The sequence below is a fragment of the Lactiplantibacillus paraplantarum genome (genome assembly GCF_003641145.1).
GTDB lineage: Bacteria > Bacillota > Bacilli > Lactobacillales > Lactobacillaceae > Lactiplantibacillus > Lactiplantibacillus paraplantarum.
The window spans coordinates 1,535,938-1,554,958 of the sequence record NZ_CP032744.1 but is presented as its reverse complement, the minus strand read 5'-3'; the positions used below and the strand labels follow the sequence as shown (position 1 = coordinate 1,554,958).

Sequence of the window (19,021 nt, the reverse complement as noted above, 5' to 3'; positions counted from 1 at the left end):
ATCGCCAAAGGAGGCTTTCACGACCATGATATTTATTGCTAGCGCCGCGATCATCCTGCCCTTAATTCTATTGGGAGGACTGAATCTGTCAGCAACCCGCGGCATGGGGCTTAGTGCCCTTGTCGTCATCATAACCGGTTATTTTTTCTGGCACCTCAGTCCATCCGTACTGACTGCTTCGATTCTACAAGCGCTTCACAAAGCGCTGCCAATTTTATGGATCTTATTTGGAGCACTCCTTATGTTGAACTGCTTACGAGCAACGGGAGCCATTGATCGTATCAATCAAGGCTTTCAAAGCTTATCTGCTGACATGCGATTACAAACAGTTCTGGTAGCGTTCTTGTTCGGTGGCCTAATTGAAGGTGTTTCCGGCTTTGGCACCCCCGCCATGGTTACCGCACCGTTGTTAATCGCACTAGGCTTTTCGCCAATGGCTGCTGTTATCTTGGCCCTTGTAGCTGACTCAACCCCCGCCGCGTTTGGTGCGGTCGGCACACCGCTAACTGTCGGATTAAGCAACGTTACTGAAAAAACACATGTTTTGAACTTGATTGGCTTACGAATCACCCAACTCGATCTCTTTGTGGGGGCGTTAATGCCCGCTGTCCTGATTTTAATTCTCATTATGTGGTTTGGTCCTAAAGATAATCGACTAAAAAGTTGGCTAACCCTTTTGCCATGGGCCTTACTGATAGGTTTTGTCTATAGTGGGCTCGCATTATTAAGTGCGTTGTTCATTGGCTATGAATTTGTTTCAATCATTGCCCCGCTGGGCACACTAATTGTTGCCATCATTACGATTCGCCTACATTGGTTATTACCAAATCAGCTTAAAACCCACCCTTGGCGAACAACCGCTGTGGCGGCAAAGACACCAGCGCCCAGTCAGATGAGCTTAATTGTCGCCTGGTTTCCTTACTTACTAGTCGTCATCTTATTACTCGCTAGTCGAGTCATTGCACCGCTAAAACAAGTATTGATCCGCTATGCGAATCTGTCCTGGACGAATATCTTGGGCTACAGCCAGATCAACTCCGACTGGGAGCTACTCTACTCGCCAGGGACGATTCTAGCAATCGCGGCCATTATTGGTCTACTGGTCCAGGCCCGCTCATTAAAGCCTTTGCTCCCCACCGCAGGCTCAGTCATCCGTTCGATGGGAAACACTGCTATCGCGCTGGGTGTAACCTTAATCATGGTTCAAGTCTTCACCAACTCTGGCTTGAACCAAGCTAATCTGCCAAGTATGCCGATGTACATCGCCAAGTTTATCGCTAAATATCTGGCCGATGTTTGGGTAATCATGGCACCGTTTCTCGGACAACTAGGTGCCTTTGTAACTGGTAGTACGACGGTTTCGACCCTGACCTTTGCCCAGATTCAGGCTGACATTGCAACCAATGCTAGTCTCAGCACAACGGTGATTCTTGCTGCTCAACTCGTTGGCGCCGCGGCTGGTAACATGGTATGTGTGCACAACATTGTTGCTGTCAGCTCGGTAGTTGGCCTGAGCGGGCAGGAAGGTGCTATCTTACGAAAAACATTGTTACCTGGACTTGGCTATGCCTTGCTAATTGGAATTGCTGGCTGGGGACTCCTTCATCTGCTCGCCTAAATCATTACAATAAAGGAACTCATCAATTAGACTTTAGTTGTTGAGTTCCTTTATTTTGTCAAGTGATTAAGCTAAAATAAGATTATGATTTTCAACGCAAAGGAGGCGCTGACCATGCAAGTGCGCTTAGTGCCTAACTTACAACTAGGTGATCGGATTATTGGCCCAACTAGGGATCCGGTGGCTAACCGTGCGCTTTATCAACGCTATGCGAAACGGTTACAAGCACGACTAGGAATTGGCTTTCAAGTCTATTTAGACACAAGTGATGGCTATGATTTACTCCACGCCCACGATTACGATACCAATACGTGTTGGGTCGTTGCCACCGAAGTTTACCAAGCATTAACTGATTCAGCGGTACTCACTCACCATCGTATCATGCCATTGAGTGATCAAGCACTCATCTTAAAAACGACCCAGTCAATTGAACAGCAATTACGCCAGCCCCCGCTGACCCATTAATTGATGACGGCTATTATTTATTGACTGTGTACCACCATCTCTTAAACCGGTTATTGATCAAAAAAAGACTAAACAGCAGTGTGGTTAGCCGTTAAGGGCAATTACACTGCTATTTAGTCTTTTTGACTTAGCTTTACTTCACTAAGTCAACCTGATTAGGCTGGGACGATTTTGACCTTGGTACGCCTGTTACTGCATACTTGCTGCCATCTTGATGGCCGTTGTCGTATCACGAGCACTGACTTTATAAACGACCTTACCACTTTGCCACTGAATAACTTGATCCAATCCACCTGACGAAATAGCTTCAAAAGTAATAGCACCGACTGACTGTGGGGCCGGCAAGTAGACAGTCTCAAAGGTGTTAACGGTCTGCTTGGCTAAAGCGATACCGGCGTCATTGTGCATCATATTCGTGTGCACGGTTAACGACCATCGCCCCTCGTTCCAAATAATATATCGCTGACCAGCACCCGAATCAATGTGTGCCGTAATCTGGTGGCCCAAAGCCACTGTTGGTAGACCGGCTGCTGACTTATTATCACGGTAACCAACCTGTTTAGCCGCGGTGTTTGCTGATGGATAGGTCGTTTTAGTGACGGTTGCATAAGCCGTTTCATCCGCTACTGCCGTATCATTAAATGGCTTGGCTTGTTGACCAACACTATATTTAACCGTGTAGTTCTGGTTGTCGCCTTGGTAACGCATGTTTAACTTGGCACTCCCACTGGCTAAGCCATCCTTTTTGGGGACCAATATCTGAGATCCCAATGCTTTGGTTAATTGCTGATTAAGCATCGTTAACCGCGTGGCAGCGGTCGAATTCGATGCTGAGGTGCTACTAGAAGTACCGGCCGCCTTCGACTGTCCTGCTGTTGTTGAACGACTGGACTGGGCCTTAGTACTACTATCAGACTGATTAGCAGTCTTAGATTTTGACTGTTTCGAACTGTTGTCACTAGCCTTACTAGTAATCGTCGTACTTTGACTAGCAGCTGACTGACTACTTTGCGTTTGTGGCGCGCAACCAACTAATAATACCGCCAGTGGTAGCACGATTAATTTTCGATAATTCATACTGACACCCTCCCCATTAATCACGAAAATCTAGCAGCCATAATTTTCCTACCATCAGATTCACGATGACAAGCTTTATTCAATTATAGAATAGAAATCGGCATCACGGGTGATTATTGCATTTCACAAGAAAACCGCCACCCATTAATTGGCAAACTTAGTTTACTAATTAATGGGTGGCGATAATAATTAAAGATGACTACTTCACACGATGCATGCCTCGCTCAATCACTAATAACATCACGAACCATACGACTGAACCAATGACGGCCCAGCGATTAACTTGGTCAAAACATAAGACGACCGTAACTGCGATAAAAAACACTAATGTCATAATATTAGAAATTGGAAATAATGGTAATTTAAATGGATTCTGCGCACTAGCTGCCGTCCGCTTATAGACGTAATGACAGACTAGTAATGCGCACCAGACAATAATAAAATTAGTCGTGGCAACATTTGAAATCAGCGTAAAGACCGTGCTAGGAATGACATAATTCAAGGCCACGATTACTAATAAAATTAATGATGAAAATAATAGTGACCGTGCCGGGACGTTATATCGATTAACTTTTCCCATCCATTTAGGGGCATTATCGCCATGTGCTAATGTAAATAATGTCCGACTCGTACTGAAGATCGCACTGTTGCAAGCCGACAATGCCGCCGTCAAGACCACAAAGTTAATAATACTAGCAGCGGCCTTGATTCCAATGTCACTGAAGACTTGTACAAAGGGTGACTGACTCGTTGTAATCTGATTCCAAGGATAAATAGCCATAATCACAAATAGGGCCCCAACGTAGAAGAACGAAATTCGAATGGGCAAGCTATTGATAGCTCGTGGTAATTCCGTTTCCGGGTTTTCGGCTTCACCTGCCGTGATACCGACCATTTCAATGCCCGTAAACGCAAAAATAACTAATGAAAATGACATCAGAAACCCATGGATACCTTTAGGAAAAAAACCACCATGACTAACTAAATTAGTCACCGAAACGGTTTGACCCCCAACGTGTGCCGATGAGCCAATTAAAATCGCACCGGTCACGATCAGTGCGATAATCGCGACGACTTTGATCATTGAAAACCAGTATTCTAGCTCGCCAAACGCACTGACAGACAACATATTGAATATTAATAAAACCAAAATAATAATCAACGGTGTCACCCATTGTGGAATCCACGGGAACCAGTAACGAATATAAATCCCGCTCGCGGTTAAATCAGCCATCGCAAGACTGATCCAGCAGAGCCAATAAGTCCATCCAATGGCAAACTCAAAGCGCTTGCCCAGATAACGATTAATAAACTCCAAAAATGAGTGCAAGCGCGTATCTGATAACAATAGTTCACCAAGTGCCCGCATCATCAAGTAACAGAAGAAACCACCAATGGCATAGGCTAACAAGATCGACGGTCCAGCCTGCTTAATGGCCGACCCTGAACCTAAAAACAGTCCCGTCCCAATGGCACCACCGAGCGCAATCATTTGGACGTGACGCCGTTTTAACTTGCGGGCAAGTTGTTGATTTTCCATACGACCTCAACTTTCCTTTAATCCAATTTAATAATAATTTTCATAAAATTACAGATTTTTCACGTTCATTCATTTTATGATAAAATAATCTACTTAGCAACTCTTGCTCCTAACAAGTACCACGTCAAACGGATTTTAATTGCCTTTCATAATAATATCTGGTATCTTTAATTACTTTGATTATTACTGGAATACCAGTCATTAGAGCTAAAGGAGTTTACTTATGCCAACTAAAACAACTGATACTTTCTGGAAACGATTCTTTAAAGGCGTCGTCATTGCCCTCGGTTTCATTTTGCCGGGCGTCTCTGGTGGGGTTCTGGCCGCTATTCTTGGAATTTACGAACGCTTACTGGGCTTCATGGCCCACTTCCGCCGTAACTTCAAGCGCGACTTCTGGTACTTTGTTCCGGTCGGATTAGGGGGAATCGTCGGAATTGCCCTCTTATCCGCCCCACTGGAATACTTATTGGCCCATGCTCAGGTTATTGTGCTCTGGGGATTTGCTGGCGCAATTATTGGGACCTTACCAGCGCTGATGAAAACTGCCGCCAGCCAAACACCCCGTGACTGGCTCGATGGGGTCTGGTTCTTCGGAACTTTCATCATCAGTGCCGGGTTGCTCTATTTCATGAGTGAGCTATTTGGGACTTTGCCGGCCAACTTTGGTGGCTTCATCGTTGCCGGCGCCTTGATTGCTTTGGGCGTACTAGTCCCCGGGCTAAGCCCCTCTAACTTACTGCTCATTCTGGGCCTCTTTACGCCCATGCTGACCGGCTTTAAAAAATTAGACATCATGGGCGTCTACTTACCGATTGCCATCGGTGGTGCCCTTGCAATGGCCTTATTCTCTAAATTAATGGACTACCTATTAGTGAAATTCCATTCACGAGTCTACCACTTCATCCTCGGCATCGTCCTCGCTAGCACCATGCTGATCCTGATTCCAAATCCATATGCTGCTGAAAGCATCTCATATGCCAACGCCACGCTCAGCACTTATCTACTAAGCGCACTGGCACTGGCAGTTGGGATTGCGCTTGGTTACTGGATGAGTGCCTTAGAAACTAAATATAAATAAACCGGCTATCAACCGTTGCACCTTATCTGGTAGCCAACCAAAAAACTGAGTTTGAGAATTTTATTATTCTCAAACTCAGTTTTTTGTTACGAACAAGTTACTGTCTAAATCTGATTACGCCGGCGTTTAGGCTGTAATCGGCGCAGTTCATTGACCTGTGCCTGAATTTCACCTAGCATTTGTGTCTGCATCTTTTGAATTTCAAGCATATTAGGTTCATCTTGTTGAATCAAATGGTCGACCTTCGAATGCAGAACCCGAATTTCCTCCTCAGACATTGAGTTTACTTTGAAATCATTAGCCGCTTGCAGCCGGTCGTACTCTGCAGCCCGGTTCTGACTCATCATGATCAATGGCGCTTGAATAGCCGCGACCATACTCAGAAATAAGTTTAATAGGATAAAGGGGTAAGGATCAAAATGGTGGCTAAAAATTGGCAAAACGTTCAACAGCATCCATACTAGCATCACAACGACAAACGAGATGATAAACGCCCAACTCCCACCAAAACGTGCTACCCCATCCGCAACTCGCTGACCAAACGTCAGTGAACTTTCAAGTTCATTATTAACATCAACGACCTGGTAAGTATTATTGGCTAGAATCTTGGACAACTGTGCATTGACCTTATCATTTTGATGATAATCGTTTTCAATCATCGCATCCATTTTCGCCAAGCGGTAATGGACAAGATGCTCACTACAAATGAAACTGCTGTTATGAGCTTGCGGAAAGTCCTTCATAATCATTTGCCGCAAGCTTGTTTCCAATTCTTCTAATCGCATGCCGTCCACAACTTGGTAACGTTGCTGATCGACAATGCACACTGCTGTTTTCGCCATTGAAATCCACACCTTTCTACAATATCGACGTTATAACGTTTGTCTAAACGATTACTGCGTCGAATGGGTTAAGCCATTTCGAAATAGTAACGACTTCAACACCTGTCATTTAATTATACAAATTTTGCGCGACGCTGCCCAGTCAAAGACGACCAACCAAAAAGCGATTATTTAACGGGCCACTTCACGAACGCCTTCGCATTCGCCCCTTAAACAATCGCTTAACGCTTAAACAGACAATTCATCTAGCAACATCATGGTTTGATACTGACCGTCATCCAGTACCGCGACTGTCTCCGGAAATTCTTGCTGATAACTGGTGGGTAAGTCAAATTCCATGATGGCATCGTGCTGAGCATCAAAAGCAACCGTGACCTGACCATTACGGGCAATGAGTGCGAATTGAAGCACTCGTGGTAACCGGACGACTCCTTTTAAATTCTGATCAATAATTCCCCAAATGCCATCAATAACCGCGCTTGGTAGTTTGGAAGCTAAACCTAACGTTGCAAACCGTTCTTCATCTTGATCAAACATGTCCATCACCTCATTAATCAATTCAACCTAATTATCACGTACAATCACTGCGACCTCTTTTTCAATACGAATAAATAAGCCTTGTGAATCTTGTCGAAAATCAGTTTCTAACTGATCAGACAGCGGCTTGATGCGGCCAACAACCGTCCCCGTTGTTCCATAGAGCTCAATCGTTTGACCGTCAGTGGCCCACTTAACAGTCCAGTAACTACCTTCTAGGGCTTCATCAACAAAATACTGGGTACCCGCTAAAATGGCCTCATTAATCACGCTACTTTCATCCGCAGTCATTCCCGCATCTAATTCCCACTTAAGTTTTTGATTAACTTCCAACATATCTCCTGGAATTAAATTTTGCATGATTATTCCTCCATCTTGTTCATTTAACTAATATCATACCACACTCAGAATAAATATCAGTCAACTAAACTTGTCCCATTAAGTTGTCAGTTACGCCCCGCTTGTGTTAATATTCTAATAGATAAGTGAGAAAATTAGAAAGTGGTGAAAAACATGTTGGCTAAAAATTTGGCTTGGATCAACCTTAAACGCACGATTTTTGCAATTACGGTGATACTAAGGGGGGCAGTCTACCCTTTTTTCCAAGTTAAATGTATCTCATTAGCCATCGCGATGTCACGAGTTCTGACGACGATGCGTCGTCTTTTTTTGTCCCCTCGTGGCCGCCAAAGGAGTTTAATATGTTATCACCAATTACCCGTCGTAACTTATGCCTCAGTTATGGTTACGCCGCCTGCGCCTTTTTTGGTATCACCACCCTATGGGTTATTTTTTTACAACAGCAAGGCTTATCACTAGTTGAAATCGGCCTATGTGAAAGCGTGTTTCACCTCACTAGTTTTCTCTCAGAGGTCCCATCTGGCATTCTAGCCGACCGTTTTGGGTACCGTAGTGTCCTCGTTGGAAGCCGCTTAATGGCCATTAGTCATGCGATTATTATGTTAACAGCTCATAGTCTGACGTGGTTCATTGTAGCCTTTATTTTACAGGCCTGGGCGTATAATCTTCAATCTGGCACCATTGCCGCTGCCCAATATGACAGTTTAGTAACCGATCAGGCAACTCAACATTATCCCCGAGTAACGACGACTCTGAACACTACGATCGAACTCGCTGATACGATTGGGGTCGTCCTAGCCGGTTGGTTCCTACCGAATCACTTGATCACGACGTACTGGTTGTACTTAATCGTTGCTGCCATTGCCATCGTCACAGCGAGTTGGTTACACGTCTCGCACACCCCCTCAGCAACTAGCAGTGCTGAGCAACCAACTTTACATCAAATTCTAATCGCGGCCGGACATCTCTTAATTGCACAACCCCGGTTGCGAACCTTGATGGTGTTTGACGCCTTATTTTCAGCATTGGGAACAACTTATTATTACTATTTTCAAACAGTCATGACGGCCCATCATTTTAGTGGAGCGTTAATCACAACCGTCCTCATTTCAGGAATGATACTCAATATTCTGGCCATTCAAATAACACCTTGGTTACAGCGTCACCAAACCCAACGACAATTATTAGTAAAGCTGTGTTTAGGGCTGGTCATTGCGCTTCTCAGCACTTTCGGCCACGCCATTGGTTTGCTGGTCATCATTTATTTAGTCATCAACAGTTTGATGGCAATGATTGAACCGTTATTTTCTAATTACTATAATCAACTGATTTCCAACGGCCAGCGTGCAACCTTGTTGAGTGTCGCGAGTATGGCATTTAGTTTGGCCATGGTCGGCAGTTTCCCACTTATCGGTTGGCTGATTCAGATGGTGGGCTTTACCGTTACTTTTGGCAGTTGCGGGTTACTGACACTGATGACACTACTGGGAATCTACCGATACGAGTTTCATACCGTAAATTAGGGCGCACTTCTGTAAACTTTCAAGCACGGCCCCGATTACTAACACGTGGCATTCAGACAACGCTATTGGTTCCCCGACGACTAATTATCTAAGAGCCCTCTTTTAACGATAATTAGGTTCTAACCAGGCTAAGGCGTTCTAGCCCACCTCAAATACACCCCACGACAGCCATTTAGGCGCTCGTGGGGTGTATTTGTGCAACTTTTTTTCAGAACCGACTATACCAACTAATCTCTGGTCGCTAAGAATTGTTGCCGGATTTCGCCCGTAATCGTCCGCATCCGTTCAGGGGTGTCAGCTTGTGACAGGCGATAACCGATATAATATGGTGAAACGTTAAACAGTGGAACCACCTTAGCAACGATTTGTAAACCCTGCGGATAGAAGAACAAGTTATAACTGTCACACCAACCATGAAAGTAAGTGTTCAATGTATATTGAACTACTTGTTGAACAGCATCGGCCAGCTGTGATACTGCCGTTAACGGTGCTGTTACGTTGATCTCGACAAATCCCATGATTGGCTGATCAGAAACCGTGATTTGAATCTGACCATCCGTTATTACGGGATACCCAGTTAAGTTAGCTGGGCGCACGTTAATATAACCATCGATATCCGTTAAGCCAACAATCTGCATATGGGGATGGCGCAAACTACCACCTGAATGGGGACCAAAGTTTTTGTACAGCAAAACGGATTCAAACCGATCACTAGCCATCGTCGCTTGCCAATGCTTCAGTGCAAACGCAAAAACAGCCCGGTTTTGCGCGGGTGAATAAAGCGAAATATCGCCATCATGTGCGGCCGATTCAATAATGATCGTTTGCCACGTCGCTTGTAAGGTCGGAAACTTGTTCATTAGCCAGATCCGATCAGCATCTTGGGCTAAGATATCAGTTAATTGTTGGGGGTCACAAAACGGGCAGGCATTATGCGGATGCCGAATATTCTCCGGTTTATCCTTAGCAATTGCCGTATCAAAAATTAACGGATGTGCTTGCATTGATCATCAACTTCTTTCATGCGATACGAAAACGGGACCCACTTGTGTTGGTCCCGTTTTCGTCGTTATATTTAATTCATTGGTTCCGGCGTATCGGCATCTGGTCCAAATTGGACATCCGCCATCGTAATCCAAACAACAAATTCCGTTGAGGCTAACCGCCAATATTGCGGATTTGATGCCGCCGGTAGTGATTGTTCAAAAAGCGCAATTGCCAACGCGTTAGCCGCATTGTCTGCAGCAACTTGGACACTCGCCCCAAAGGTTTGGGCAGCAGGAACGTCTGGAAACCGTACATCCCAATACGTGCCTTCATCACGAAAAATGGCTGGATATTTAACTTCCACATTGCGATTCAATTTCATCACCCAATTCTTACAATCATTTTAAGGCTATTATACCGAAAACGGTCGCAAAAGCCTAGTTCAAACATCGTGATTGCTATCAAAATTAATCAGCTTTTGAAACATGGTACGAGCCAGCACTATCCGTCGTGACCTTATAGTTACCATTAATCGAATTTTCACCATGATCAGTGGCTTCTTTTAGTGTGCTGTAAGTCGTTCCTGAAGTAGTTGAACTACTCTTTTCCGAACTACTTGACTGCGTATCACTCTTGGATGTGGTGCTGCTAGATGCCGTCGTGCTACTTGACTTAGTAGCGCTACTAGTCGACGATTGGTGACTAGTGGTTGAACTATTATGCGAACTAGTTGTTGCATTGCCAGTCGTCGTATTAGTGGCAGTTGAACTACTATCATTATCCGTAGGCGTCGTATTAGCCGCATTACTGGTATTCGCATCCGTACTTTCAGCAGTCGTTTCACTGGTGCTTTCACTACTTGAGCTTGAATGTTTCTTCTTTTTCTTCGAAGCGCTGGACGCCTTCTTCGAAGAAGATTTTTTCCGCGCTTTACTGCTACTTGAAGAACTGGTTGTTTCAACTAAGTCTTGACTGCTGGCTGCTTTGACAAAGTACACGACCGTCCCACCGAGCGCAATCACGATTAAAGCCAATAGCCATAACGAAACGTGATGTTTTTTTTGCGGTGACTTAGGTGCTTGTGGTTTCTTAGGATCGTTCGGTTGTTTTGGTGCGTGTGATCCTTGTGAACTCGCCTTACGTCCCCGCTTGCCCCCCGTAGCCTCGCGCGCTTTTAAGCGTGACATGCGCGTCTGTTTTTGTTCAGGCATTAACTATCGCACTTCCTTTCTTGCTTCCGCAAGTTTACCATATTTTGGTGAACTTGTCTTAATGCTTTAATAAAAGAAATAATATTACTTAGGTCACCCATCATGCTAGTTGATCTATTAAGAATCATGTTAAAGAACAGCTAGTACAACGGGGCCTTAGGACTAATTTTAGCAGCGCTTATAATTAATTAATGGCTTGTAAATTATCATAATAATTAGCAAAAACACCGTAAGTGTATGGCGTCAACCACAATTGACCAATTCCAGCTGTCAAAACACTGAGCAACGCCCAGCCCAAAAAGCTTAATTGTAATACGAACAGTTGCCACTTATGGCCCTTCATCAACTGCCGACTTCGTGTAACAGCATCGCGATAACGTGGCCGTGGCTGACCTGCCGAGGTAGTCGCTAACATATCCTTATACACATAAAATGTCTGTGTGTAAGCATAGGCCTTAATAATGCCAGGAACAATCAATAGTAAACTCCACAAGAACACTAGAATTGCTTTATAAATAATCAAACCAACTAGTGCCCAGCCATAGCGTTTCGTGAAGCCAATCGTCGAGTCACTGACCGGATGTATTTTTCGTTCAGGTTGCCGGACCCAATCCAACATGGCATAACTCGTCCCAATCCGAAAAAGCTGAATCACTAGTGCAACGACTAATTGCACGAGAAGAAATCCCACCACGACTGCTAAAATTAACGAAAGATCCGCACCAGTAAATGTCCCAAGCTGCTTGAACGTTTCACCATTGCTCGACGGGTCTCCTGATCGCATTCGACTAGAGTAGTCGGACATCACGCCAAAAATTGTCAGTAAACTAATAATAATACATAACAAAATAGCATCTTTCCAGCGTCCCTTGAATAGCTGCTTGACCTCAGTTTTTAGCTCTGCTCTTGTTTTTTGAATCATTGCTCCACCCTTCCACTACTTTGAATAATCAAGTCTATTTTCCGTGATTTTATCGCGTTAGTCAACGGCTACCCACTAAAAAAGTGCCGACAAATCGCCGACACTACTATTAAAACACTATAATTGCTTGTGCATCACGACAACCGGCGCACCATCTTCATGATATGGTCCAGCTGTAACATGGTAGCCACAGCGCTCATAAAACGTCTGCGCCGTCAATTCACCATGAATTTCACCCTGAGTAAAACCATGCTGAGCAGCCCAAAGCTCCGCTGCTGTTAATAATTGCTGCCCCCATCCCTGCCCACGATAGGCTTGTCGAGTGCAGACCCGTCCAAAGCGCATGACGGCCGCTACTTGCGGTTCCAAGCGCAATGTGGCTACCGGTAAGTCTGGCCGCAAGTATAGAACAGCATAGTCCCGCTGATCCGTATCCTTGCTGTCAAACTCAACGTCAGCAGCGATGCCACGTTCCTCGACAAACACAGCTTGACGCAACGCGTAGGCCGCTGCCCGGTTGGCTGGTGTTGCTGAAAAGATAATCTGCATCATATTAGTATGCCTTGTCAATATCTTTCAACCAAGCTAAGGCCAACGATTTATCACCCAAGTGGGCCCCAATTACCGGACCAAAATAAGTGATGTCAATTGGCATGTCTGGATAAACTTGTTGCAGTTTCTGCTTCCAATCCTCGGCAGCTGCTAAGTTATTTCCCTGAACGATAATCGCCCGTAGTGGATAGTCGACTTTGGCTTGCGCTTGAGCAAATAATTGCTCGACTCGTGCTAAGGCCTTTTTGGTCGAGCGAACCTTTTCAAACGCAACAATTTCGTGACTCTGATCATCAAAAGTCAGCAAGGGCTTGATGCGTAAGACACTCCCAATAAACGCGGAAGCATTTGATAACCGACCGCCACGAACGAGGTTTTGTAAATCATCCACAATAAAGTATTCGCCCATTGACGCCCGTAAATCATCGAGGCGTGCGAGGATCTCTTCAACACTATGACCTGCTTTAGCCATCCGTGATGCTTCGATTGCTAAATAACCCATCAACCGAACCGTAATCTGAGAGTCATACGGGTAGAGCTTAATATTGTCGACCATTGCGCGCATATTCATCAAACTGTTATAGAAACCAGAAATCGTGCTGGCAAGGTGAATACTAACAACCGCATCATAGCCTTGATCACCCAACCGATTATAAAACGCCACCATTTCCCCCACGGGTGGTTGGGACGTACTTGGAAACGACTTAAATGATTTCATATTTGCGTAGAAGTCGGCCGTCTTAATGTCGACACCTTCTTGATATACTTTCCCATCTATAATAACCGGAATTGGCACGACATGAATATCATTGTCTGCAACCTCTTGCGGTGTCAAATAGCTCGTGCTGTCAGTAACAACAGCAATCTTCATGACTTACACCTACTTCTCATTTAAAATAATAACAAACATCATAGCATAAAACCGAGTCAGACTCTACCTTCGACCGTTCGGAAAATTATGATTCAAGAATTCGACTAACTGACTTATTTAGCCGGTTCAACAAGATTCGTAACAAGTTTTGTTCATCTTGTGGCCATTTATCAAAAACCTCAGCTTCGAACTGTTGATAATTAGTGTTAATCATCGTCAATGCGTCCGTCCCTGCCGGGGTAATCGTGTAAACCAATTGTCGGCGGTCACGGCCAATGGCTTCCTTGCTTAAGCGTTCTTTTTTGACGAGACTAGCAAGTTGTCGGCTTAAAGTTGATGTGTCCAGTTGCATCGCCGCCGCTAATTTTTCTTGCGTATTGGCACCCGCTTGCAATTGAATTAGCAATTGCCATTCCGCAACGGTGATTCCTTGCGCTTTCGTAATTTGTTTTAAAATGGCCGTTTGTAATTTAGCCGTTTCCGCTAGTGCAGTTAAACTTGATTTCATGACAGTTCATTCCTCTCAACAATAATTCACATTTGTATTATACAATATTAGCCGTTCAATTACGACTACTTTTTGCTTAGAATACCGTTAAAATAGTTTTTGCATATAACATTATTATAAAATAACGATTTTCTGCTAACTCGTATACTAGTATACTAGTATTGGTCAGCAATTCGCCAGCTTTATCTATAAAACCGAGGTGTTAACTTGTGTTTAACAACTTAAAGACGGTATACTAGTACCCGGTTAACTTGTGTTTTCACAAGTGATAACGAATATCTTAGAAAGCGAGTGATCACATGTCCTTTGATGGTCTATTTACTCATGCCATGGTCACCGAATTACGCCAAGCCCTTGTTGGCGGTCGTATTTCCAAAATTAATCAGCCATACCAAAGCGAATTGATTCTGACTGTCCGGGCCAACCGGAAGAATCAACCCGTTCTGTTATCTGCTGACCCAACGTATCCACGTATTCAAACGACTCAGATTCCAACTATTAACCCGGCCGTGCCGACGAACTTTGCGATGATGATGCGTAAATACTTACAAGGTGCCATTGTTACTGATGTGACCCAAATGGCTAACGATCGGGTCGTTCACCTCACCGTGACGACTCGTAACGAACTTGGTGATGCCGAAACACTCACCCTGATTATTGAAATTATGGCGCGTCACAGTAATGTGATTTTAGTTGACAATCAAACTAGCAAAATCATTGACGCCATCAAACATGTCGGGGCTGATCAAAATCGCTATCGGCTCCTGCTACCGGGTGCGACCTATATCGAGCCCCCCAAGCAAGACAAACAAGATCCATTTACGCCGAACACTGATTATCAGACATTAGTGCAAGACTACCCAAATGAAGACGTCTTAGCAAAACAGCTACAACAACATTATCAAGGTCTGGGCCGTGATAGTGCCCAACAATTAGCTGCTGATTTGCATCAACCTGGCGATCTCAATCAACATTATCAAGACTTTTTAGCTCAGTTTGATCATCCACAAGCGACGTTAATTACGTTACCGAATCATAAGACGATGTTTGCTGCTGGTCCGTTTAGCCATTTCGGTAAGCCAACGCGCCAATTTGAGTCGCTGAGCGAGTTACTCGATTTTTATTATGCCGATGCTGCACAACGTGAACGAGTGCAACAACAAGCTGGCAATCTGATTCGAGTTGTTAAAAATAACTTGAAGAAAAATCGTAACAAACTAAAGAAATTGGAACAAACCTTGGCTAACACTAAACAGGCTGATGAACTTCGATTAAAGGGTGAAATCTTAACGACCTATCTACATGAAGTCAAACGCGGAATGACTGAAATCACCTTACCGGACTACTATCACGATAATACACCGTTAAAAATCCAGCTCTCTAATCAGCTCTCGCCTTCCCGAAACGCGCAGAAATACTTTTCACGTTACCAAAAGCAAAAAAACGCGGTCGGTTTCGTTGGTGAACAAATCAAACTGACACAAACTGAAATTGATTACCTGGACAATATCCAGACACAAATTGAACTGGCCAGTCCGGCCGACATCGCTGAAATTCGCGAGGAATTGACGCAACAAGGCTATTTGAAACAACATCGAACTAAGAAAAAGCAGCGTAGTTCCCGGAAACCTAGTCAACCACAGGAATTCATCGCTAGTGATGGCACCGCCATTTCAGTTGGGAAAAATAATCGGCAAAATGATCAGTTAACCCTGAAAACGGCTCGTAAGAGTGATTACTGGCTACACACGCAAAAGATCCCCGGATCACACGTGATTGTCCATTCTGATGATCCCAGTGAGCAGACTCTTACGGAAGCGGCTAATCTAGCTGCCTATTTCTCCAAGGCACGCGCTTCAGCCACCGTTCCAGTCGACTACGTTCAGGTTCGGCGCATTCGGAAACCCAACGGTGCCAAACCCGGCTTTGTAATCTATGAGGGGCAAAAAACGCTATACGTTTCACCGAATGCTGACCTTGTTGAACAACTAACACCACACGCATAACATTATTAAATAAATCGAAACTATTAAAGCGCGCGTGCTCAGAAATTTTCTGGGCACGCGCGCTTTAATTTTGACCTACCGATCCTTATTCAAATAATAACAGCCTAAACTTCTCGCCGTTGAAAGAATACTAGTCCCACTGCTAAAAACAAAATAATGTAGCCCAGATTACCCCAAAACAACTGGACATCGGACAGCTTAGTTACTTTGCTAATCGTTGGTAGACCTAATTGCGCCGAATAATTAAACATATTAATCGGATTCCATTTGAGCCAAGCGTACTTGCGGATAAGTGCCACCATCGGGATATTAACCATTGCCAGCGCAAAATAGCCGACAATCCCGACTGCCACGGCTGCCCCAGAACTTTTGAACAACGTTGCGACTAATAGTACGATACTAAGCAGTAACCAAGTATTAAGAAAGTCACCACCAACACCCGCGAGCCAGCCGTGCCAAAACTTTGCATGGGTAAAAATTGTAAACTTGTCATTCACCAAGCTAACCTTAAGTAAGATGGCTAATAGACTACTTCCTACATATAACAATAGACTGTACGTTAACAGTACCAGCCACTTGCTTACTAATACTAAACGACGCGAATAGCGTTGCGTTAACACTTGCTTGATTGTGCCAAATTGAAACTCCATCGTCATCATCGTGGCCGCGGCGGCGACCATGAAGAAAACGATGAACTGTTGTGCCTCAAAATTAGCACTAAACAACGCCTTAGCTGGAAAAATAGTCGCTTTGACCCGCGTTAAACTAGCAAAAATCAGTGCCGTTCCAATTAAAATCAGTCCACACCATAAAGTTGACTTTTTCTTAAATAGTTTAATGAGTTCTTGCCGATATAACCTTGTCATTAGTAACCCCCCCTAAGCACTAGTCACTGCCAGCAGTTTTAAAATCGTACTTTCCAAATCGGCGTCTGCATGTTGCACATCCGTGACCGCAATACCGTGACTGGTCAATACGCTCAGCACATCTGCAACTTGATCAGCAGGTGCTAAATGAACCTTAACGATTGGCCCGGCAACTACTTGGTATCCGGCAGTGGTTAAGATCGTTTTAGCCTGACCATCATGATCAGTCGTGATAACGAGAAAATGATCAGTGGTAGCCAATAATGCCGTCATCGTCGTTTTCTTAATAATGCGGCCATGATCAATAACCACTAAATCATCAGCTAATTTCTGTAATTCACTAAGAATATGGCTTGAAATCAAAAATGTTACGCCCGCTTGCTTTTCCTTCAGAATAAAATCGCGTAGTTCTTTAGTACCTTGTGGGTCCAAGCCATTCATTGGTTCATCCAAAATCACCAATTGTGGCTTATTCAAAAAGGCCAGGGCAACGCCGAGCTTTTGTTTCATCCCCAGTGAATAGTGACGCGCTTTTTGATGGATGTATGAAGACATATTAAGTGCGGACACCACGGTACTTATCCGTGCTTGAGCATCTAAACCATCCGCAAACAAACGTAGATTGTCCCAACCACTCATGTACGGATAACTACTAGGATATTCGATCAACGCTCCAACCACCGTCAAAATCGGATGATGATCAAATTGCATCGTTGTACCCGTAATCCGAATATCACCGTCAGCCTTGATCAATCCCAAAACCGCTTTCATGATCGTTGTTTTACCAGCGCCATTGGCCCCCACTAGACCAACGATGTGGCCCTGTGCGCATTCAAAACTAACGTCACGTAAAACCGGTTGGTGGCGGTAACTCTTGTTCAGATGATTGACTGTTAAAATTGCATCGGCCATGTGAATTCCTCCTCTTTTTTAAAAGTAAACATTCTCCGAAACTATTGGCCTCGTCCATGTCCGCTAAAAGCCGACTGTCTGCTATCATTTTGGACATGATCGCTAGGCATCCTGAATTATATGCTGCTAAAATGCCAAATGTTATATTTTTAACGCGACGGCCAATATTTTGATACTTTTAAAACCAACCGCATCAAGTGATGATTAACTAACCAATCACCTAGGATACCGGCTTCATCCGTGATTGCTATCCAAAGTTTATTTTACGACATGCTGTTGCAAGGCTATGACAGCAGAACCGGGGGGCAAAAATAAAAAGCGGATAAATTACTCAGGTTACTTTGAGTAATTTATTCGCCTCGTCCTCCATGACAATAATATCGAAATTGGAACAACCTAAACGGCGCTTGTCTCAATTTCGTTTAAAATCGTTTATTGACTAATCACCGTCAGTGTTAGTCAATAAACGGCCCGGTCTAAAACGATCCAGTCATTATAAGTCTGATCGGTCGGATCAAACTGTCCAGACAGCAACACCGACTTAGCCTTCAGCACTAGTGGTGACGCGTTAGTTAACGTTAACGCACTCAAAGGTACTCGCGACGCACCGTGTGAATCTTGCCCCTCAAAGTTAGCAACTTGTTTCGCCACTCGTCCCTTCGTCTGCGTGATCCGGTAAAAGACAGCAATATGTTGATTCATGCGCCATTGCTCGAATTGCCAGGGATATCGGAAACTCGTGACTCCTAATTGCGTCAATTCAATTGGAACTAAGCCAGTTTCTTCCTGAACCTCTCGGCGGATCGCATCAATTAACGCCTCACCATCTTCTAAGCTTCCCCCCGGCAAATCATAGCGATTGGTATAAGGACCACCAAATTTTTTGGTAACCACAAGAGCATGTTGATCGCCAATAATACCATAAACCCCAAATGCCCGATGATAACTGGTCATTGTCCCGCATCCTTTCATATCTAAACAACAGTCATTATTGTAAGCGCTATCGACGTGAACATCAAGATATTCAGCATTGTGTTTATTATATTAATAAACGCAGCTGCTTGAATTATGTTTACAAATGTCGTAAACTAAATATTAATGTCACTGTTTACATATTCAATAAACAGCTTTATAATCAGTCAT

20 protein-coding genes are annotated in these 19,021 nt (G+C 44.2%); 5 read left to right on the top strand and 15 right to left on the bottom strand.

What is annotated here, in order from left to right; genetic code table 11:
* Nucleotides 1-25: 25 nt before the first annotated feature.
* A complete protein-coding gene (locus LP667_RS07515; protein ID WP_021731538.1) occupies nt 26-1,618 on the top strand; it encodes an L-lactate permease in 1,593 nt (530 codons plus the stop codon).
* Between the two features lie 114 nt (nt 1,619-1,732).
* On the top strand, nt 1,733-2,083 hold the full coding sequence (locus LP667_RS07510; protein WP_021731537.1) for a hypothetical protein: 351 nt from the start codon (nt 1,733-1,735) through the stop codon (nt 2,081-2,083).
* Nucleotides 2,084-2,272: 189 nt separating this feature from the next.
* Here the strand turns inward: LP667_RS07510 and LP667_RS07505 are convergent, their stop codons facing one another.
* Nucleotides 2,273-3,160, bottom strand: coding sequence for a hypothetical protein (locus LP667_RS07505; RefSeq protein WP_021731536.1), 888 nt, complete (start codon nt 3,158-3,160; stop codon nt 2,273-2,275).
* A 199-nt stretch (nt 3,161-3,359) separates the two neighbouring features.
* A complete protein-coding gene (locus LP667_RS07500; protein ID WP_021731535.1) occupies nt 3,360-4,700 on the bottom strand; it encodes an amino acid permease in 1,341 nt (446 codons plus the stop codon).
* Between the two features lie 223 nt (nt 4,701-4,923).
* Between LP667_RS07500 and LP667_RS07490 the strand changes: the two genes are divergently transcribed.
* Nucleotides 4,924-5,781, top strand: a complete 858-nt coding sequence (locus LP667_RS07490) for a DUF368 domain-containing protein (protein ID WP_021731534.1) — start codon at nt 4,924-4,926, stop codon at nt 5,779-5,781.
* A gap of 104 nt (nt 5,782-5,885) precedes the next feature.
* Here the strand turns inward: LP667_RS07490 and LP667_RS07485 are convergent, their stop codons facing one another.
* The 3 genes from LP667_RS07485 to LP667_RS07475 form a co-directional block, all read right to left on the bottom strand.
* Entirely contained in the window at nt 5,886-6,623 is a 738-nt protein-coding gene (locus tag LP667_RS07485; RefSeq protein ID WP_021731533.1) for a DUF1003 domain-containing protein, read from the bottom strand.
* A 228-nt stretch (nt 6,624-6,851) separates the two neighbouring features.
* The gene (locus LP667_RS07480) at nt 6,852-7,160 is read right to left on the bottom strand and encodes a DUF960 domain-containing protein (RefSeq protein WP_021731532.1); all 309 of its coding nucleotides are present in this window, start codon (nt 7,158-7,160) and stop codon (nt 6,852-6,854) included.
* Nucleotides 7,161-7,187: 27 nt separating this feature from the next.
* Nucleotides 7,188-7,520 (bottom strand): hypothetical protein, encoded by a 333-nt coding sequence (locus tag LP667_RS07475; protein ID WP_021731531.1) that lies wholly within the window; start codon nt 7,518-7,520, stop codon nt 7,188-7,190.
* Between the two features lie 341 nt (nt 7,521-7,861).
* Between LP667_RS07475 and LP667_RS07470 the strand changes: the two genes are divergently transcribed.
* Nucleotides 7,862-9,043 (top strand): MFS transporter, encoded by a 1,182-nt coding sequence (locus tag LP667_RS07470; RefSeq protein ID WP_021731530.1) that lies wholly within the window; start codon nt 7,862-7,864, stop codon nt 9,041-9,043.
* Between the two features lie 227 nt (nt 9,044-9,270).
* On the opposite strand, the gene LP667_RS07465 is transcribed toward LP667_RS07470, so the two are convergent.
* From LP667_RS07465 to LP667_RS07435, 7 genes are all read right to left on the bottom strand, one after another.
* The gene (locus tag LP667_RS07465; RefSeq protein ID WP_021731529.1) at nt 9,271-10,047 is read right to left on the bottom strand and encodes a DUF4931 domain-containing protein; all 777 of its coding nucleotides are present in this window, start codon (nt 10,045-10,047) and stop codon (nt 9,271-9,273) included.
* A gap of 71 nt (nt 10,048-10,118) precedes the next feature.
* On the bottom strand, nt 10,119-10,406 hold the full coding sequence (locus LP667_RS07460) for an RNA-binding protein (protein ID WP_033609464.1): 288 nt from the start codon (nt 10,404-10,406) through the stop codon (nt 10,119-10,121).
* A 91-nt stretch (nt 10,407-10,497) separates the two neighbouring features.
* Entirely contained in the window at nt 10,498-11,241 is a 744-nt protein-coding gene (locus LP667_RS07455; protein WP_021731527.1) for a hypothetical protein, read from the bottom strand.
* A 184-nt stretch (nt 11,242-11,425) separates the two neighbouring features.
* Nucleotides 11,426-12,163, bottom strand: a complete 738-nt coding sequence (locus tag LP667_RS07450) for a DUF975 family protein (protein WP_021731526.1) — start codon at nt 12,161-12,163, stop codon at nt 11,426-11,428.
* Nucleotides 12,164-12,280: 117 nt separating this feature from the next.
* Nucleotides 12,281-12,712 (bottom strand): GNAT family N-acetyltransferase, encoded by a 432-nt coding sequence (locus LP667_RS07445; protein ID WP_033609463.1) that lies wholly within the window; start codon nt 12,710-12,712, stop codon nt 12,281-12,283.
* 4 nt (nt 12,713-12,716) lie between these two features.
* A complete protein-coding gene (locus LP667_RS07440; RefSeq protein WP_021731524.1) occupies nt 12,717-13,586 on the bottom strand; it encodes a DegV family protein in 870 nt (289 codons plus the stop codon).
* 85 nt (nt 13,587-13,671) lie between these two features.
* Nucleotides 13,672-14,094, bottom strand: a complete 423-nt coding sequence (locus LP667_RS07435; protein ID WP_021731523.1) for a MarR family winged helix-turn-helix transcriptional regulator — start codon at nt 14,092-14,094, stop codon at nt 13,672-13,674.
* Nucleotides 14,095-14,393: 299 nt separating this feature from the next.
* Here LP667_RS07435 and LP667_RS07430 point away from each other — a divergent pair, with 299 nt between their 5' ends.
* Nucleotides 14,394-16,100 carry an NFACT RNA binding domain-containing protein gene (locus tag LP667_RS07430; RefSeq protein WP_021731522.1) on the top strand — a complete coding sequence of 569 codons (1,707 nt, stop codon included), beginning with the start codon at nt 14,394-14,396 and terminating at the stop codon, nt 16,098-16,100.
* 104 nt (nt 16,101-16,204) lie between these two features.
* Here the strand turns inward: LP667_RS07430 and LP667_RS07425 are convergent, their stop codons facing one another.
* The 3 genes from LP667_RS07425 to LP667_RS07415 all read right to left on the bottom strand — a co-directional run bounded on the left by LP667_RS07425 (nt 16,205) and on the right by LP667_RS07415 (nt 18,832).
* Nucleotides 16,205-16,966, bottom strand: a complete 762-nt coding sequence (locus tag LP667_RS07425) for an ABC transporter permease (protein ID WP_021731521.1) — start codon at nt 16,964-16,966, stop codon at nt 16,205-16,207.
* A gap of 12 nt (nt 16,967-16,978) precedes the next feature.
* Complete coding sequence (locus LP667_RS07420) at nt 16,979-17,878, bottom strand: ATP-binding cassette domain-containing protein (RefSeq protein WP_021731520.1); 900 nt, start codon at nt 17,876-17,878, stop codon at nt 16,979-16,981.
* A 459-nt stretch (nt 17,879-18,337) separates the two neighbouring features.
* Complete coding sequence (locus LP667_RS07415; RefSeq protein ID WP_021731519.1) at nt 18,338-18,832, bottom strand: NUDIX hydrolase; 495 nt, start codon at nt 18,830-18,832, stop codon at nt 18,338-18,340.
* Nucleotides 18,833-19,021 lie beyond the last annotated feature (189 nt).

What these genes read in the sequence shown, in the direction of transcription:
- LP667_RS07445 (WP_033609463.1), bottom strand. Translation starts at nt 12,712, where the DNA reads ATGCAGATTATCTTTTCAGCAACACCAGCCAACCGGGCAGCGGCCTAC.
- LP667_RS07515 (WP_021731538.1), top strand. Translation starts at nt 26, where the DNA reads ATGATATTTATTGCTAGCGCCGCGATCATCCTGCCCTTAATTCTATTG.
- LP667_RS07475 (WP_021731531.1), bottom strand. Translation starts at nt 7,520, where the DNA reads ATGCAAAATTTAATTCCAGGAGATATGTTGGAAGTTAATCAAAAACTT.
- LP667_RS07430 (WP_021731522.1), top strand. Translation starts at nt 14,394, where the DNA reads ATGTCCTTTGATGGTCTATTTACTCATGCCATGGTCACCGAATTACGC.
- LP667_RS07425 (WP_021731521.1), bottom strand. Translation starts at nt 16,966, where the DNA reads ATGACAAGGTTATATCGGCAAGAACTCATTAAACTATTTAAGAAAAAG.
- LP667_RS07500 (WP_021731535.1), bottom strand. Translation starts at nt 4,700, where the DNA reads ATGGAAAATCAACAACTTGCCCGCAAGTTAAAACGGCGTCACGTCCAA.
- LP667_RS07420 (WP_021731520.1), bottom strand. Translation starts at nt 17,878, where the DNA reads ATGGCCGATGCAATTTTAACAGTCAATCATCTGAACAAGAGTTACCGC.
- LP667_RS07470 (WP_021731530.1), top strand. Translation starts at nt 7,862, where the DNA reads ATGTTATCACCAATTACCCGTCGTAACTTATGCCTCAGTTATGGTTAC.
- LP667_RS07480 (WP_021731532.1), bottom strand. Translation starts at nt 7,160, where the DNA reads ATGTTTGATCAAGATGAAGAACGGTTTGCAACGTTAGGTTTAGCTTCC.
- LP667_RS07415 (WP_021731519.1), bottom strand. Translation starts at nt 18,832, where the DNA reads ATGACCAGTTATCATCGGGCATTTGGGGTTTATGGTATTATTGGCGAT.
- LP667_RS07440 (WP_021731524.1), bottom strand. Translation starts at nt 13,586, where the DNA reads ATGAAGATTGCTGTTGTTACTGACAGCACGAGCTATTTGACACCGCAA.
- LP667_RS07450 (WP_021731526.1), bottom strand. Translation starts at nt 12,163, where the DNA reads ATGATTCAAAAAACAAGAGCAGAGCTAAAAACTGAGGTCAAGCAGCTA.
- LP667_RS07510 (WP_021731537.1), top strand. Translation starts at nt 1,733, where the DNA reads ATGCAAGTGCGCTTAGTGCCTAACTTACAACTAGGTGATCGGATTATT.
- LP667_RS07455 (WP_021731527.1), bottom strand. Translation starts at nt 11,241, where the DNA reads ATGCCTGAACAAAAACAGACGCGCATGTCACGCTTAAAAGCGCGCGAG.
- LP667_RS07505 (WP_021731536.1), bottom strand. Translation starts at nt 3,160, where the DNA reads ATGAATTATCGAAAATTAATCGTGCTACCACTGGCGGTATTATTAGTT.
- LP667_RS07435 (WP_021731523.1), bottom strand. Translation starts at nt 14,094, where the DNA reads ATGAAATCAAGTTTAACTGCACTAGCGGAAACGGCTAAATTACAAACG.
- LP667_RS07490 (WP_021731534.1), top strand. Translation starts at nt 4,924, where the DNA reads ATGCCAACTAAAACAACTGATACTTTCTGGAAACGATTCTTTAAAGGC.
- LP667_RS07465 (WP_021731529.1), bottom strand. Translation starts at nt 10,047, where the DNA reads ATGCAAGCACATCCGTTAATTTTTGATACGGCAATTGCTAAGGATAAA.
- LP667_RS07485 (WP_021731533.1), bottom strand. Translation starts at nt 6,623, where the DNA reads ATGGCGAAAACAGCAGTGTGCATTGTCGATCAGCAACGTTACCAAGTT.